The organism is Halovivax sp., from assembly GCA_007119345.1.
Classification (GTDB): Archaea; Halobacteriota; Halobacteria; order Halobacteriales; family Natrialbaceae; genus Halovivax.
In genome coordinates this window covers 1-15594 of sequence record SKPV01000050.1, presented here as the reverse complement: position 1 = coordinate 15594, position 15594 = coordinate 1, and the positions used below count along the sequence as shown (strand labels likewise).

15 protein-coding genes are annotated in these 15594 nt (G+C 69.3%); 11 read left to right on the top strand and 4 right to left on the bottom strand.

Translation table 11 applies throughout. From position 1 onward, the window contains the following. Window positions 1-27: 27 nt before the first annotated feature. Both QZT59_RS03900 and menD read left to right on the top strand, forming a co-directional pair. Window positions 28-1374 carry an isochorismate synthase MenF gene (locus tag QZT59_RS03900; RefSeq protein ID WP_290811603.1) on the top strand — a complete coding sequence of 449 codons (1347 nt, stop codon included), beginning with the start codon at window positions 28-30 and terminating at the stop codon, window positions 1372-1374. Beyond that, the gene (menD, locus tag QZT59_RS03895) at window positions 1371-3167 is read left to right on the top strand and encodes a 2-succinyl-5-enolpyruvyl-6-hydroxy-3-cyclohexene-1-carboxylic-acid synthase (RefSeq protein ID WP_290811599.1); all 1797 of its coding nucleotides are present in this window, start codon (window positions 1371-1373) and stop codon (window positions 3165-3167) included. The genes QZT59_RS03900 and menD overlap by 4 nt, the downstream gene beginning before the upstream one ends. 64 nt (window positions 3168-3231) lie before the next feature. Here the strand turns inward: menD and QZT59_RS03890 are convergent, their stop codons facing one another. Beyond that, entirely contained in the window at window positions 3232-4428 is a 1197-nt protein-coding gene (locus QZT59_RS03890) for a DnaJ domain-containing protein (RefSeq protein WP_290811596.1), read from the bottom strand. 212 nt (window positions 4429-4640) lie between these two features. On the opposite strand from QZT59_RS03890, the gene QZT59_RS03885 reads away from it, so the two are divergent. The 8 genes from QZT59_RS03885 (at window position 4641) to QZT59_RS03850 (ending at window position 12892) form a co-directional block, all read left to right on the top strand. Then, on the top strand, window positions 4641-6056 hold the full coding sequence (locus tag QZT59_RS03885; protein WP_290811593.1) for an amidohydrolase family protein: 1416 nt from the start codon (window positions 4641-4643) through the stop codon (window positions 6054-6056). Window positions 6057-6298: 242 nt separating this feature from the next. Beyond that, window positions 6299-6907, top strand: coding sequence for a CHRD domain-containing protein (locus tag QZT59_RS03880; protein WP_290811590.1), 609 nt, complete (start codon window positions 6299-6301; stop codon window positions 6905-6907). 129 nt (window positions 6908-7036) lie between these two features. After that, on the top strand, window positions 7037-7924 hold the full coding sequence (locus tag QZT59_RS03875; protein WP_290811587.1) for a 1,4-dihydroxy-2-naphthoyl-CoA synthase: 888 nt from the start codon (window positions 7037-7039) through the stop codon (window positions 7922-7924). A gap of 86 nt (window positions 7925-8010) precedes the next feature. Then, a complete protein-coding gene (locus tag QZT59_RS03870) occupies window positions 8011-8952 on the top strand; it encodes a 1,4-dihydroxy-2-naphthoate polyprenyltransferase (RefSeq protein WP_290811584.1) in 942 nt (313 codons plus the stop codon). Next, a complete protein-coding gene (locus QZT59_RS03865; protein ID WP_290811581.1) occupies window positions 8949-9992 on the top strand; it encodes a mandelate racemase/muconate lactonizing enzyme family protein in 1044 nt (347 codons plus the stop codon). The genes QZT59_RS03870 and QZT59_RS03865 overlap by 4 nt, the downstream gene beginning before the upstream one ends. Further along, window positions 9989-11503 carry a class I adenylate-forming enzyme family protein gene (locus QZT59_RS03860; RefSeq protein ID WP_290811579.1) on the top strand — a complete coding sequence of 505 codons (1515 nt, stop codon included), beginning with the start codon at window positions 9989-9991 and terminating at the stop codon, window positions 11501-11503. Before QZT59_RS03865 ends, QZT59_RS03860 begins: the two co-directional genes overlap by 4 nt. Before the next feature lie 213 nt (window positions 11504-11716). Further along, complete coding sequence (locus QZT59_RS03855; RefSeq protein WP_290811575.1) at window positions 11717-12469, top strand: NRDE family protein; 753 nt, start codon at window positions 11717-11719, stop codon at window positions 12467-12469. A gap of 72 nt (window positions 12470-12541) precedes the next feature. After that, window positions 12542-12892 (top strand): MarR family transcriptional regulator, encoded by a 351-nt coding sequence (locus tag QZT59_RS03850; RefSeq protein WP_290811573.1) that lies wholly within the window; start codon window positions 12542-12544, stop codon window positions 12890-12892. 122 nt (window positions 12893-13014) lie between these two features. On the opposite strand, the gene QZT59_RS03845 is transcribed toward QZT59_RS03850, so the two are convergent. The 3 genes from QZT59_RS03845 to gatC form a co-directional block, all read right to left on the bottom strand. After that, window positions 13015-13428, bottom strand: coding sequence for a hypothetical protein (locus tag QZT59_RS03845; protein ID WP_290811570.1), 414 nt, complete (start codon window positions 13426-13428; stop codon window positions 13015-13017). Window positions 13429-13601: 173 nt separating this feature from the next. After that, window positions 13602-14867: an Asp-tRNA(Asn)/Glu-tRNA(Gln) amidotransferase subunit GatA gene (gene gatA, locus QZT59_RS03840; protein ID WP_290811567.1), complete on the bottom strand. Its 1266-nt coding sequence runs from the start codon at window positions 14865-14867 to the stop codon at window positions 13602-13604. Between the two features lie 6 nt (window positions 14868-14873). Continuing rightward, window positions 14874-15152: an Asp-tRNA(Asn)/Glu-tRNA(Gln) amidotransferase subunit GatC gene (gatC, locus tag QZT59_RS03835; RefSeq protein ID WP_290811565.1), complete on the bottom strand. Its 279-nt coding sequence runs from the start codon at window positions 15150-15152 to the stop codon at window positions 14874-14876. Window positions 15153-15339: 187 nt separating this feature from the next. Between gatC and QZT59_RS03830 the strand changes: the two genes are divergently transcribed. Further along, the coding region (locus QZT59_RS03830) for a TFIIB-type zinc ribbon-containing protein (protein ID WP_290811562.1) at window positions 15340-15594 on the top strand (255 nt) is incomplete at its 3' end.

Sequence of the window (15594 nt, the reverse complement as noted above, 5' to 3'; positions counted from 1 at the left end):
AGGGTGCCCCGCCCCGAACACACCTCGATGGAGCGAGCGTCGGGCGGTCGAGGACTGGCGTCGGGGACGAATCTTCCAGCCGACTCGCTCGCGAGCCGGAGCTGTCGGATCGGCGACGTCTCGTTCGGCGCCGCCCTGGACGCCGCGGACCGGCCCCGGGTCAGCTGGGCGGCGCCGGACGGGCTGGAACTCGTCGGCTGGGGAGCCGCCGCGCGACTGACGGCGGAGGGGCCGGATCGCTTTCGGACGATCGCCGAGCGCGCGGACGAGACGTTCGGGGCGTTATCGTACCGCGGAGACGACCGCGCCCGACCCCGGGCGTTCGGTGGATTTTCGTTTCACGACCGGATCGACGGTGGACGGACTGACGGGACGAGAACGTGGGACGGCTTCGCCGCCGGCGACTTCGTGATTCCGAACGTCCAGCTCTCACGCCACGACGACGGCTCGTGGCTCACCGTCGTCGGAGACGAACGCAGCGTGGACGGCCGCCTGGAGGAGTGGCGATCCCGTCTCGAGGACTTCCCGTCGATGCGCGGGGCCGGGACGCCGCCCGGAATCGTCTCGTACGCGCGGACCACCGAGCACGCGGCCTGGACCCGACAGGTCGAACGGACGCTCGAGCGGATATCCGCCGGCGATCTGCGAAAGGTCGTCCTCGCCCAGGCGATGACGGCCGAACTCGGCGCGGAAATCGACGTCCCCGCGACCCTGGAACGCCTGCGGCGGCGGTACCCGGACTGTTACCGATTCGCCGTCGACGGCGGCCCGTCGACGTTCTTCGGCGCACCCCCCGAACGCCTCGTCGCCGCGGCGGGGAGACACCTGGAGACGGAAGCCTTGGCGGGGTCGGTCCCCCGCGGGGAGACGCCCGAGACGGACGACGAACACGCGGATCGACTGCGCGAGAGCGAAAAACTCGACCGGGAACACGCGTTGGTCGTCGACGCGATCCGCTCGCAACTCGACCCGCTGTCGGAGACGGTTCGCGTCGACGCTCGGACCGTCAGACGATTGGCGACGATCCAGCACCTGCAGACGCCGATTCGGGCGGAACTGGACGAGGATCGACACGTTCTGGAGATCGTCGATGCCCTGCACCCGACTCCCGCCGTCGGCGGGGTCCCCCAGCGCGCCGCCTGCGAGACGATCCGCTCGGTCGAGCCGTTCGATCGCGGCTGGTACGCCGCGCCCGTCGGCTGGTTCGACGCGAACGGCGACGGCGAGTTCGCCGTGGGGATCCGCTCGGGCGTCGCGACCGATCGCCGAGTCACCCTGTTCGCCGGAAACGGCATCGTCGCCGACAGCGACCCCGACGAGGAGTGGCGCGAGGTCGAACTCAAGTTCCGGCCGATCCTCGACGAGCTCAGATGACCGCACCGAATCGAAACGCGCTGTGGGGACGCACCATCGTCGACGAGCTCGCCGCGGGCGGGCTCGAGGCGGTCTGTATCGCCCCGGGAAGCCGTTCGACGCCGCTGACGGTGGCGTTCGCTGCCCACCCCGCCGTCGACGTGTTCTCACACCTCGACGAGCGATCGGGCGCGTACTTCGCGCTCGGTCGCGCTCGGCGGACGGGACGACCGACGGCCCTCGTCTGTACGTCCGGGACCGCCGCGGCGAATTTCCACCCGGCCGTGATCGAAGCCGACCGGGGTCGGGTGCCGCTGGTCGTCCTGACGGCGGACCGACCGCCGGAGCTCCGCGACAGCGGCGCCAACCAGACGGTCGACCAGCGCGACCTCTACGGCGACGCCGTGCGCTGGAACGTCGACCTTCCCGAACCGAGGATCGACGAGCGCACCCTCCGGAGCCTCCGGACGACGGCGGCGCGCGCGCTCGCGACGGCGACGGGCACCCCCGCCGGACCGGTCCACCTCAACTGCCCGTTCGCGAAACCCCTGGAACCGACCGCGGTGCCGGGAGACGTTCCCGCCGACTTCGAGGAGACGCTCGCCGGCCGGGGTCGGGACGGGCCGTTCGTGACGACCGCGATCGGTCGCCCGGGGGTCGAGGAAGCGACCGCCGAACGAGTGGCCGACGCGCTCGAGGGGGCGAGGCGCCCGCTGTTCGTCGGCGGACCCGCGGATCCGGAGGAGGTCGCGACGGGCGAGCGGGAGTGGCGACGAATCCTCGCGGAGCTCGCCGAAGCGATCGGCGCCCCGCTGCTCGCCGACCCCCTCTCGGGGTTCCGATTCGGAACCCCGGCGGATTCCGCGACGATCTGTGCCGGGTACGACGCCTACGTCGGCGATCCGGTTCCAGACCCCGACGTCGTCGTCCGATTCGGAGCCTCGCCGACGTCGAAAGCGCTGCGACACTACCTGCGAGACGCCGACGCGACCCAGTTCGTCGTCGATCCGTCGGGCGGCTGGCGGGAGGCGGAGTTCACCGCGACCGATCTCGTGGTATCGGACCCCGCCGCCCTGGTGGGATCGGTGGCCGACGCTATCGTGCCCGCGGAGGCGCGGGCGTCCGTCGACGACGCGTGGATCGATCGCTACCGGGAGGCCGAGTCGATCGTCGACGAGGTCGTCGCCGACGCCACGACGCCCGACGCGCTCGCCGACGATCCGTTCGAGGGCGGCGTGCTCGCGACCGTGTTCGCCGAGGCGGCCGACCCCGCCACGGTGTTCGTCTCCAACAGCATGCCGATACGGGACGCGGATCGATTCGTCCGGCCGAGAACGGCGGACGTGACCGCGCTCGGCAACCGGGGCGCGAGCGGAATCGACGGGATCGTCAGTTCGGCCCTCGGGGCCGGCAGCGCCGTCGACGACGCGCTCACGCTCGTCACCGGCGACCTGGCGCTGTACCACGACGCGAACGGCCTGCTCGCCGTCGAGCGCTGTGACGTCGACGCGACGATCGTCGCGATTCACAACGACGGCGGCGGTATCTTCCACCAGCTCCCCGTCGAGTCGTTCGATCCGCCGTTCACCGACCAGTTCAAGACGCCCCACGGGCTCGACTTCGCCCCGCTCGCCGACCTCTACGAGTTCGAGTACGAGACGGTGGCTCCCGAAGCCTTCCCTGACGCGTACGCGTCGTCGGTCGCCGCGTCGGGAACCACTATTCTCGCCGTCGAGTTCGACGCCGCCGACAGTCACCGGCGGCGCGCCGAACTCGAAGAGAACGTGCGCCGACGACTCGGCGCCGATCCGTAGCTGCGGCCCGTTGCCGGGCGAACGAGCGGTCGGAAAGTGCGGGGCCCCGAGGCCGTCGGCTCGGTCACGGGCGGAGCGCCCACCAGACCGCGGCCGCGTAGCCGAACGGCACCCAGAAGGCGGCGACGACCAGCAGACCGACGAACGAGAACGGGTGGACGGGACCGAACTGCGCCATCGCCGGCGGTATCAGGAGTCCCCACGTGCCGAACGCAGCAAGCGCCACGCGGGGTTTCGTGAGGATGTACCCGACGATGACGAGCGTACAGCAGGCGACGATCCCGTTCACGGCACGGTGAAGCTGCGGACTCAGGCTGGCGTAAACGAGCAACGGGTAGACGATCGAGAGACAGGCCAGGACGATCGCCGTGGAGCGATCGATCGACTCGTACGGGCTCGCGAGTTGGATCTCGTCGTCCCAGCCGTGGACCGCAAAGCCCCCGGACCTGGCGGTAGTCGATCGGCCGCGACCGCGACTCGAGCCGGTCGACGAACCGGTACAGCCGACGAAACTGGCGGTAGACGACCGCCCCCGGCTCCGACTCGAACCGACCGTCCAGTCCGTTCCACCGACTTCGGAAGCGGTCGTCGAACCCGAACCGTGTGTCCGATCGGTCCCGCGGCGATCCGTCTCGTCGCCGAACCACCACCCGTCGGCGGCGGCCGTCCGACGTTCGCGTCGGTAGCGCTGACGAGCGTGGTGACTCGGTCCGTCGTCGCCGGTGGCTTCGGGACTCGATCCGTCGTCGCCCGTGGCTCCAGTACTGGGTTCCTCGGCAGAACCAGCGGCCGACCCTCCCGACGACGTCCTACCGGCGGTCCCCTCGGTGGACGCCCTACCTGCGGACGCGCCAGACGTAGACGTGCCGGCCGACGCGCCAGACGTAGACGTGCCGGCCGACGCGCCAGACGTAGACGTGCCGGCCGACGCGCCAGACGAAGACGTGTCGGCGGGGCCGTCGCGAGAGCCGTCGCGGTCGGCTTTCGTGCCGCCGCCGGGTTCGTCCGCTCCCTCGTTCTCGGGAAAGTGATTCCCCCACCTGACGTAGGCGTCGTGGCCGAGCCTATCGTACCGAGCCCGCTCGGTCTCGTCCGTCAGCACTGACTCGGCGGCGGTGACTCGCTTGAACTGCTCGGCCGCGTCGAGGTCGTCGTTCCGATCGGGATGCGTCTCCAGGACGCGCTCGCGGTAGGCCTCCCTGATCTCGTCCACGGAGGCGTCCGCAGAGACGCCGAGGACGTCGTAGTACGTCTCACCCATCGAACGAACGCTCGGTTCGGTACCCGGCGGGAAAAATCGATCGGGGACGCGCCTCGAACGGCGACGGGTGCTCGAAGTCGATGGAGTGTGACCGACGGTTACCCGCAGACGACGTTAGCCAGGGATCGACGTCGGCTCCCGAGCGTCGAACGCTACCCGTCGGCGTTGCCGACAGCCCGGCGTTTTTGGCGGCGGCTCGCGAGCCTCCCCGTATGGACGTCGCGATACGAAACACGCTCGCGTTGACGATGCGAGACGGCGGTCTGGCCCCGATCGACGACGCGACGATCGGGATCGAGGACGGGGAGATCGCCGCCGTCGGTCCGACCGGGGAGGTCGACGGGGACGCGGACAGGGTGATCGACGGACGCGGAACGCTGACGCTCCCGGGACTGGTGAACGCGCACGCGCACACTGGACTGACGCTGCTCCGGGGCGGGGCCCAGGACGTGCCCGAGATCGAGTGGATGAACGAGGCGTTGGGACCGCTGAGCGAGGCGGCGACGGCCGCCGACGTGATCGCGGGGGCTCGACTCGGCGTGCTCGAAGCCGTGCTGTCGGGGGTGACGACCGTCGGCGAGTACGCGGCGAACGTCGATCGGCTCGTCGAGGAGGTCTACTTACCCATGGGCGTGCGGGTCGCGGCGGCGGAGACGATCAACGCCGTCGACGCCGAACGGGCCGACCACGGACCGAACGAGGCGTACCCGCTCGAGGATGCGGCCGCCGAGGAGGGCCTCGAGCGCAACGAGGCCCTCTTCGACGGCTTCGCCGACGAGACCCTCGTCTCGTGTCTGTACGGTCCCCAGGCGCTGGACATGGTCCCGAGGTGGCTCCTGGAGGAGATTCGCGACCGCGCCGCGGAGCACGATCGCGGGGTTCACATGCACGTCGCCCAGGGCGACCGGGAACGGCGCCAGATCGAAGCGCGGTACGGCGAGGGCGAGACCACCGTGAGCGTCCTCGACGACGTCGGTCTGGTCTCGGATCGACTGCTGGCGGCGCACATCCACGGGGCGACGGCGGCCGAACGCGAACGGCTCGCCGAGGCCGGTGTGCGGATGGCGGCCAATCCGTGCTCCATCGCGGCGATCGACGGCATCGTCCCGCCGATCGTCGAGTACCGCGAGTACGGCGGTGCGGTCGGGATCGGCACCGACCAGGCGCCGGGGCCAGGCGGCCACGACTTCCTCCGGGAGCTTCGAACCGCGGCGCTGCTCGCGAAGACCGACCGAACCGATCCGACCGCCTTCCCCGCGTGGGAGGCCCTCAGGGTCGCCACCATCGAGGGAGCGAGGGCGCTCGGCATCGACGACCGAGTCGGCTCGCTCGAGGTCGGCAAGCGCGCCGACGTGGTGGTCTGTGACCTCGAACACCCCTCCGTGGCACCGACGGTTTCGAAGCCGCTGCGAACCGCGATTCCGAACCTCGTCTACGGAGCGAACGCCGGGATCGTCAAGCACGTCTTCGTCGAGGGGCGCCGGATCGTGGATGAGGGGGAGCCCGTCACCGCGGACGCGGACCAAATCGTCTCGGACGCCCAGCGACGGGCGGAGCGGACGTTCGGAGAGGCGGCCGACGAGTGGCTGGCCGCGGGGAGCGAACTCGCCGCCCGCACCGATCGCTGAACGAACTGATCGGGCGAGCGGACCGCGACCGAACCGGCGAGCGGACCGCGACCGTGCGAGGCCGCCGGACGATCGTCACCGAAGACGGATCGACCGGTCGATCGAGATATCGAAGCGGGCCGAACGGATTCGCGATATCGTCGGCGTACGCCCTCGTAATCTTCTCTTGTTCTGGGCGCTCTCTTGTACCTGAGCGAAAACAATACGAGGGCGGTCCTTGCGACTGCGTGAGGACCGGACCCATGACTGACAACGACTTCGATCGACGGACGGCCCTGCGGCTCTTGGGCGTCGGCGCTCTCGCGGCGACCGGTACCGGGGTCACGGCGGCCGACGATCATCACGACGACGACCATCACGACGACGACGACCACCACGGTATGTCGATGCCGGAACTGTGGATCGCCCACCTCCGGCCGCAGGAAGGCGTCCAGACGAAGGCGCGCGGTGCCGCCGTCTTTCAACCGTACGACGGACGGATGCCGTTCGTCCTGGGGGTGGCGAACGTGGAGGACGTCTTCATGGCTCACATCCACGAGGACCAGGCCCTCGGTCCGGTCGCCGTCTGGATGCACGATTTCGCGACCCGGAACGAGCGCCCCGTCGAGGGTCGCTTCACGGGGATGCTCGACGCCGGCACGATAACCGACGAATCGGTCGCGGAGGGACGCGCCGAGGAGGCGGCCTCGGCGAATCTCGGGGACCTCCTCGGGAAGATCGAGGCCGGGGAGGCGTACGTGAACGTCCACACCGAGGCTCACCCGGAGGGCGAACTCGCCGGACGAATTCAGCGCTTCGACTGGGGGAAGATGGATCCGGCGACGATGGAGTGGATGACCGAAGAGTGGTAACGGTCCGATCCGCGGGTTCGGCGCGGCCGGAGGGTGTGCGTTAGATCGACCCGCGCCGAGGGGTCGACGTCGCGTGCCCGGACCCGGGGACGAGAACCTATTTGAGTGCGTCGGCCCGAACCACGGACGATGGTTTCGGAACTCTTCGCGGAGGATCGGTGGGAACCGATAGCGTCGGTCGATTTCGAGGATCTCACCTACCACCGGGCGACGGACTCGGGAACGGTCCGGATCGCGTTCGACCGGCCGGCGGTCCGGAACGCGTTCCGACCGGAAACCGTCGACGAGCTCTCGGCCGCGTTGGATCACGCGAAGCGTCAGACGGACGTGGGCTGCGTGGTGCTGACGGGTAACGGCCCGTCGCCGAAAGACGGTGGCTGGGCGTTCTGTTCGGGGGGCGACCAGACGATCAGGGGCGACGACGGCTACCAGTACGGGGGAGACGAAACCGCCTCGTCGGGGCAGGGACGACTCCACATCCTGGAAGTCCAGCGCCAGATCCGACACATTCCGAAGGTGGTCGTCTGCGTCGTCCCCGGGTGGGCCGTCGGCGGCGGTCACTCCCTGCACGTCGTCTGCGACCTCACGCTGGCCAGCGAGGAACACGCGAAGTTCCTCCAGACGGACCCCGACGTCGCCAGCTACGACGCCGGCTTCGGCTCCGCCTATCTCGCCCGCCAGATCGGCCAGAAGAAGGCCCGCGAGGTGTTTTTCCTCGGGAAGACCTACTCGGCCGAGGAGGCCGCCGAGATGGGGATGGTCAACGAGGTCGTCCCCCACGAGGAGCTCGAGGAGACGGCCCTGGAGTGGGGCGAGCGGATCAACTCGAAGAGTCCGACGGCGATGCGGATGCTCAAGTACGCGTTCAACATGGCCGACGACGGTTTCGTCGGCCAGCAGGTTTTCGCCGGCGAAGCGACGCGTCTCGGCTACATGACCGACGAGGCGACGGAAGGGCGGGACGCCTTCGTCGAGGGTCGCGAGCCCGACTTCGACGATTTCCCCTGGCACTACTGATCTCCGCTCGCGGCCGCCGGCCCGGACCGCGCCGCCCTCGCCCGCAATGCCAACGTTGACACTCTCGCGTGATGGACACTCGAGTGATGACGACGGCCGAGATGGACGTCTCCCGGACGAGAGCCTGGGTGATGGCCGCCCGACCCCAGACGCTGCCGGCGGCGCTCGCCCCGGTTCTCGTCGGGACGGGACTCGCGGTCGACGCCGACGTGTTCGCCCCGCTCCCGGCGCTGTTCGCGCTCGTCGGAGCGGCGCTGATACAGATCGGGACCAACTTCGCGAACGACTACTACGACGCGGTCAGGGGCGCCGACACCGACGACCGAGCGGGATTCACGCGCGTCACCCAGTCGGGGCTCATTCCGGCCGAGCGGGTGAAGTTCGCGACGGCGGCCACGTTCGGACTGGCGATCCTCACCGGGACGTATCTCGTATACGTGGGCGGCCTACCGATCCTGGTGATCGGGCTCGTCAGCGTGTTCTGCGGGTGGGCCTACACGGGTGGCCCGTATCCGCTCGGGTACCACGGACTCGGCGACCTCTTCGTGTTCGTCTTCTTCGGTCTCGTCGCCGTGGCCGGCACCTACTACGTGCAAGCGGCCGCCGTGCTGGCCGACCCGCTCGCGACGGGAGTGCCGGCCGGAACGGTCACCGCGGAGTCGGTGGCGGCCGGGGTCCCGATCGCGAGCCTGGCGACGGCGATCCTCGTAGTGAACAATCTGCGGGATATCGAGACCGACGCGGCCGCGGGGAAACGGACGCTCGCGGTCCGATTCGGCGAACGCGTATCCCGCCTCGAGTACACCGTGATGGTGGGACTCGCGTACGCGACGCCGCTGTGGTTCTGGGTCGCCGGGGACTTCGGCCCGCTCGTGCTCGCACCGCTCGTGACCGTCCCGTACGCCGTGGCGATCGCCCGCCGGGTCTGGACGGTCGACGGACCGGCGCTCAACGACGCGCTCGAACGGACCGGGAAACTGCTCGCGGTGTACGCCGCGTGTTTCGCCGGCGGGCTGGTGATAGCGTGACGTTCGAACTGTCCGTCCGTCCGTTCTCGTGTCCGCTGGCCGAGCCGTTCGACACGGGCGGGGAGACGATCGAAACCCGGGAGGGATTTCTCGTCCGCGTCGCCGACGGGACGCACGCGGGGATCGGCGAAGCGACGCCGCTTCCGGGCTGGACGGAGTCCCGATCGGTCTGTGAATCCGCGCTATCGGAGGCAGCGACGGCCGCAGCCGACGGCCCGGGTGCGGCGCTCGAGGCGGTCGATCACACGGCGGCCGCCAGACACGGCGTCGGGCTGGCGCTGGCGGATCTGGCCGCGACCCGAGACGCCCAGCCGCTGTACCGCGATCTCGGCGCGCTCGAACGGGTCCCCCGGGTGCCGGTCAACGCCACGGTCGGCGATGGAACGCCGGCGGAAACCGCCGACGCCGCTCGCGGGGCCGTCGACGACGGGTTCGAGTGCGTCAAGGTGAAGGTGGGACGCCGGGACGTCGAGACCGATATCGAGCGCCTCCAACGGGTGCGGGCGGCGGTCGGCCCCTCGGTCGAACTCCGTGCGGACGCCAACGGCGCCTGGACGTACGACGAGGCGCGACGGGCGCTCGAGGTCTTCGCCGAGCTCGAGCTCACGCTGCTCGAACAGCCGCTGCCCGCGGGCGCGCTCGAAGGCCACGCCGCGTTACGCGAGAGCGAGGTCGCCATCGCGCTCGACGAGGGACTCCTGGAACACGGCGTGGACGCGATCCTCGAGGCCGGGGCGGCCGACGCGTTCGTCCTCAAGCCGATGGCGCTCGGGGGCGTCGACGTCGCGCGCCGGATCGCTGCCTGGTGCGCGGAGGCGAGTCGAACGCCCATCGTGACGACGACGATCGACGCGGTCGTCGCGCGAACGGCGGCGGTCCACCTCGCGGCGTCGATTCCGAACGTCCCGGCTTGCGGCGTCGCGACCGGATCACTGCTCGCGAGCGACCTCGGGCGCGACCCGGTATTCATCGACCGCGGCACGGCCGTCGTGCCGCAGACGAGAGGACTCGGCGTCGAGAACGTCTGGGAGGAAGAATGACCCCCGACGGGTGGCCGACGATCGACCCGCTCGCCCGTCGGGTGCGGACGACGCCCGAGCGCGTGGCCCTCGTCGACGCCGATGGCGACGCGACGAGAACGTACCGAGAGCTCTCGCGGGAGGTCGACGCCGTCGCGGCCGGGCTCGACGCGATCGACGCCGATCGACTCGCCGTCCTCCTCGAGACCGGCCCGGCCTTCGTCCGCACGGCGTTCGCGGCGATGCGGACCGGAACGACGCTCGTTCCGCTCTCTACGCGGGAGACGTCTCGGGAGCTCCGGGCGAAAGCGGACCGGGCCGGGGTTGACGCCGTCGTCTGCTCGAGAAAAACCGAGCGAGCGGCCGCGGGGATAGCGTCCGAACTCCCTGGCGCATCGAGCTACTCGCTCGAGGAACCCACGGTAGATGGCGTCGACGCGTTTCCCTCGCGCGAGCCCGCCGACGCGCCCGCACCGGCTCGACTCGAGCCGACCTGGACCCAGCTGATCGGATTCACGTCGGGTAGCTCGGGGACCCCGAAAGCGGTCAGGCTCACGGCGAGAAATCTCCTCGCGAGCGCGACGGCGTCCGCGTTCCGGCTCGGCGTGCATCGGAACGATCGCTGGCTCGTGTGTCTGCCGATGTACCACATGGGCGGCTTCGCGCCGATGATCCGGTCGAGCCTGTACGGGACGGGGATCGTCACCCAGCGGAAGTTCGAGCCGTCCGAAACCGCACGGGTCGTACGCGAACGCGGCGTGACCGGACTCTCGCTCGTCCCGACGATGGTGAAACGACTGCTCGACGCCGGCTGGAAACCGCCGGAACACCTTCGATTCGTGCTCGTCGGCGGCGCACCCGCCTCGAACGAACTCCTCGACCGAGCGCTCGAAACGGACGTGCCGATCTATCCGACGTACGGGACGACCGAGACGGCGTCGCAGGTGTCCACCGCGACGCCCGAGCAAGCCGAGCGGTGGCGCGGAACCGTCGGCCAACCCCTGTTCGGAACGGACGTTTCCGTCGTCGACTCGGAGGGAGATTCCGTCGACCCCGGCGAGACCGGCGAACTCGTCGTGTCCGGACCGACGGTGTCGCCCGGCTATCTCGACGAGGATCGATCGCTCGGAACGTTCGACGAGGACGGATTTCACACGGGGGACCTCGGCTACCGCGACGAGGACGGACGGTTGTGGATAACGGGCCGGCGCAGCGATCGCATCGTCACCGGCGGCGAGAACGTCGATCCGGAGGAGGTCCGACGGGTACTCGTCGAACGCTCCGACGTCTCGGCGTCCGCAGTCGTCGGCATCCCGGACGACGAGTGGGGCGAACGCGTCGCGGCCGTCGTGGCGGCCGACGATCCGACCGCGCTACCCGAGCCGACGTCGATCGAGACCTACTGCGAGGAACGGCTGGCGGGATTCAAGCGACCCCGAACTGTACGCGTCGTCGACGAACTCCCCCGAACCGTCTCGGGAACGGTCGACAGGGCGGCCATCCGCGAACTGCTCCTGGACGAGGAGGAGTGAGCGCCTCCGACCGGATGACGGGTCGCGTCGAGGTCGACGATGGCCGTCGGGGCAGCAGGCACTCGAGTGTATTCCCCAGGCCGCCGGGTGACCGCGTGTGTTCCCCGGGCCGCTGGATGACCGCGTGAACTCCCCAGGCCGCCGGATGACCGCGTGTGTTCCCCAGGCCGCCGGGTGATCGAATTTATCCCCGAGGCGTCCCTCGGTCCACCCGTGTGTACCTTCGCGCTCGCCTGGCAGGTGTTCGAGGACGTTCCCGTCGCGGCGGCCGCCAATCGAGACGAGGCGGTCGATCGGCCGTCCGAGCCGCCCGGACGCTTTCGCGACGACCCGCGGATCGTCGCCCCCCGCGACCGGGAGGCCGGCGGTACGTGGATCGGCGTGAACGAGTTCGGCGTCCTCGTGGCGATCACGAACCGGTGGACCGCCGCGGAACTCGCCGGCGAACGGTCCCGCGGGCAGCTGGTAGCCGACGCGCTGACGTGTGAATCGGCGGACGAGGCTCGCAACTCCGTCGTCGGCGCCACCGACGAAGACGAGTACGACGGATTCTACCTCGTCGCCGCGGACGCCGACGACGCCGTGGTCCTCGCCTGGGACGGCACCCTGTCCGAGACCCGATTCGAACCGGGGGTCCACGTCGTGGTCAACGTCGGGAGAGCCGTCGACCCCGACGTCGCGGCGATTCCCGAGAGTCATCGGACGTCGGCTGCCGGACAAGCCGAGAACGCGAATCGCGTCCGCGAGACCCTGAGGCCTGACGAGAGGGAGGGGGCGAGCGCGTGGCTCGATCGTGCAGCCGACGTGTTGGGCGACCACGAGTACGGCGTCTGCATCCACGAAGGCTCGTACGGAACGCGGTCGTCGTCGCTGATCTCCCTGGGAACGCGATGGACGTACCGTCACGCCGACGGTCCGCCCTGTCGGACGTCCTACGAGGCGGTCGACCTCGAAAGCCACCTTTAAGCGGATCGCACCCCGTTGTGGTGACATGGACAGGTTCCCGGCGTCGACGCGATTCGACGAGGTGACGGTCCCGTGAGCGTGGCTGCAGCCGAGGCGGAACTCTCCGAGGACGAGCGCGTCGGCCTCGAGCTCGTGCGCGAAACCGGCGGCATCCACCAGAGCGACTTCTGGAAGGAACTCGGCGTCTCCTCGCGGAAGGGGAGTCGCATCGTCGAGAGCCTGGTCGAGAAGGACCTCGTCGACCGCGAAGAGACCGTCTACGACGGGCACAACACCTACTACATCGCACCGACGGCCCGCGACCTCGAGTTCACCCTGCTGATGGCCGGCGACATGCTGTCGCCGTTCATCGGCGAGGAGGAGGTCGATCCAAACAGCGACGCCTTCTCCCAGTGGATCATGAACTTGGCCTACGAGGAGTGAGCCGCGGGATCGGTACGAGAACGGCGACGGCCTCGAGTGTGAGAACGGGCCGTCTCGTCCGGCCGGCGGGTGATCCGGTCGGAACTCGCGAAAACCCGGTCGGTACCCGCGAAGATCGGGACTTACTGACGCGGCAATCGCCGTTCGATGAGGACGAACGGATCCCGCTCCCGGTTGTAGTAGGGGACGTCACCGTCGATCGCCTCGATGAGGCGTCGGTGGACCTCCCTGGCCGCGCGACCCTCGTCGGGTGCCAGGTGGTGTCGACCGCGGATGTCGAGCCAGAAACCGGCGTCGAGCCACAGCAACGTCTCGTCGTCCGACTGGTAGACGACGTCACCCTCTTCGGTCAGACCGTCGATCGTCAGCTGCCGTCCCGACAGTTGCGCCCGGGCGAGTACGGCCACGAGCTGGCGACGGGAGACCGGCGCGTGTAGCGCCACGTCGTCGATCGTCTCCCCGAAGTACGCTTCGACGAGATCGCACGCGCGGGAGAACTCGTCGAAGTCGACCGTCCCAGTTGGTTCGTCGATCATGGTCCCACCCCGGAGTTCCGGATAGTTACGTCCCAAGATCGAGCGAATCATATAAATAATTATCTTTCGAATCGAGCGCCGCGTACTGCGGAGGCGATCCAGGACGACACCGACCGGGACCCGGAGGTGGCTGACCAGCAACCGAGTCGCGGACCGCCGTGGTCGTGAGAGTGTCAGGCCAGTGCGCTGCTGACGCGAACGACGGCCCGCTCGCCGAACGCGGGCCCGACGATCTGGATCCCCACCGGGAGTCCGTCGGTGGAGCCGGCGGGAACGGAGATCGCCGGCAGGTCCGCCAAATTGACCGGGACGGTGTTGGCGTCCGCCAGGTAGAGTCGGAGGGGATCCTCGATGCCTTCCCCGAGTTCGAACGGCGTGACGGGCATCGTCGGCGACGCCAGCACGTCGACGTCGTTCAGAACCCCATCGAAGTCCTGCTTGATCCACGCCCGGGCGTCCTGGGCTTTGGCGTAGTACTTGTCGTGGTACCCCGCCGAGAGCGCGTAGGTGCCGAGAAGGATTCGACGCTTGACCTCGGGGCCGAACCCCTCGTCGCGAACGCGGCCGAAGACCTCGTTCCAGTTACCGTCACCGTCGACCGAATGTCCGTATCGGACGCCGTCGTAGCGGGCGAGGTTCGACGAGGCCTCGGACATCGCGATCACGTAGTACGCTTCGACGGCGTGCTCGACTGACGGGAGGCTCACCTCCCGGTACGTGGCGCCGCGATCTTCGAGCTGACCCACGGCGTCCCAGAAGGTCTCGACGACCCCCGCCTCGGCGCCGTCGAGAAGCTCCGTCGGCACCCCGATCGTCACGCCGTCGACGTCCCCGTCCGCCGCGTCGACGTACGCGCCTTCGTCTGGATCCTCGCGGGTCGTGGCGTCGCGCTCGTCGGGGCCCGCGATGACGTCGAGAAGCGCCGCGGCGTCCTCGACCGTCTCCGCGAACGGACCGATCTGCTCTAAGCTGTTTCCGTACGCGACGAGTCCGAACCGGGAAACGAGGCCGTAGGTCGGCTTGATTCCGACGACGCCGCAGAACGCCGCCGGGCAGCGAATGGAGCCGCCGGTGTCCGATCCGAGCGCCAGATCCGCGTCGCCTCCGGCGACGGCTGCAGCCGAACCGCCCGACGAACCGCCGGGCACCCGGCCGGGCGCGGCTGGGTTCTCCGTGGCGCCGAAATAGGACGTCTCGGTCGTCGTCCCCATCCCGAACTCGTCCATGTTGGCCTTCCCCACGATGGTCGCCCCCGCGTCTTTCAACCGCTCGACCACCGTGGCGTCGAACGGCGGAACGTAATCCGCGAGCATTCGTGAACCGCAAGTCGTCCGAACCCCCTCCGTCGAGATGTTGTCCTTGACGGCGATCGTTCGTCCCGCGAGAGGGCCGTCGGCCGCCCCTTCGATCTCCGTTTCCGTGATGAATGCGTCTGACATGTGCGATCAGGAGACGTTCGGCCCTTTGAAATAGCCGTCTTCGGTGTCCGGCGCGTTCTCGAGGGCCCGCTCCCGATCGAGCGGGTCGCAGGTCGCGTCGGATCGAAGGACGTTCGCGAGGTCCCCGTCGCGATCGACCGACGGAACCTCGTCCAGCGACTCGAAGTACGCGAGGATGTCCGCGAACTGGTCGGCAAATCGGTCGACCTCCTCGTCGTCGAGGTCGACCCGGGCGAGTCCCGCGACGTGGCGGACCTCGTCGGGACTGACAGCGTCTTCGCTCATGTGGGTTCGGAGACTCCTCCGTGGAGTAAGGGTTTCGATACTACCGAACCCCCCGTCGGCGACGGTGGAATCGCCCGGACGTCGACGGAGCCGTGAGAATTCGTATCAGGTAACCGCCGCAGTGCTTAAGACGGTCGGTTCCGTTCTACACGCCTACGAGAGAAGATTCTCCGTCCCTCCACAGATAATGACGGACTCCCCGACCAAGACCCGGCGCGACGAGCGACGTCGACACGCCACCGAATCGGAGGCCGAATCGAGCGACGAGCGAGAGCGCTGCCCCGAGTGTCGGGGTCGGTTGACGTCGGACGGCGAGCGCGGCGAGACGGTGTGTTCGGACTGCGGGCTGGTCGTCGAAGAGGGAGAGATCGACCGCGGGCCGGAGTGGCGGGCGTTCGACTCCGCCGAGCGCGACCAGAAGTCCCGCGTCGGCGCTCCGACG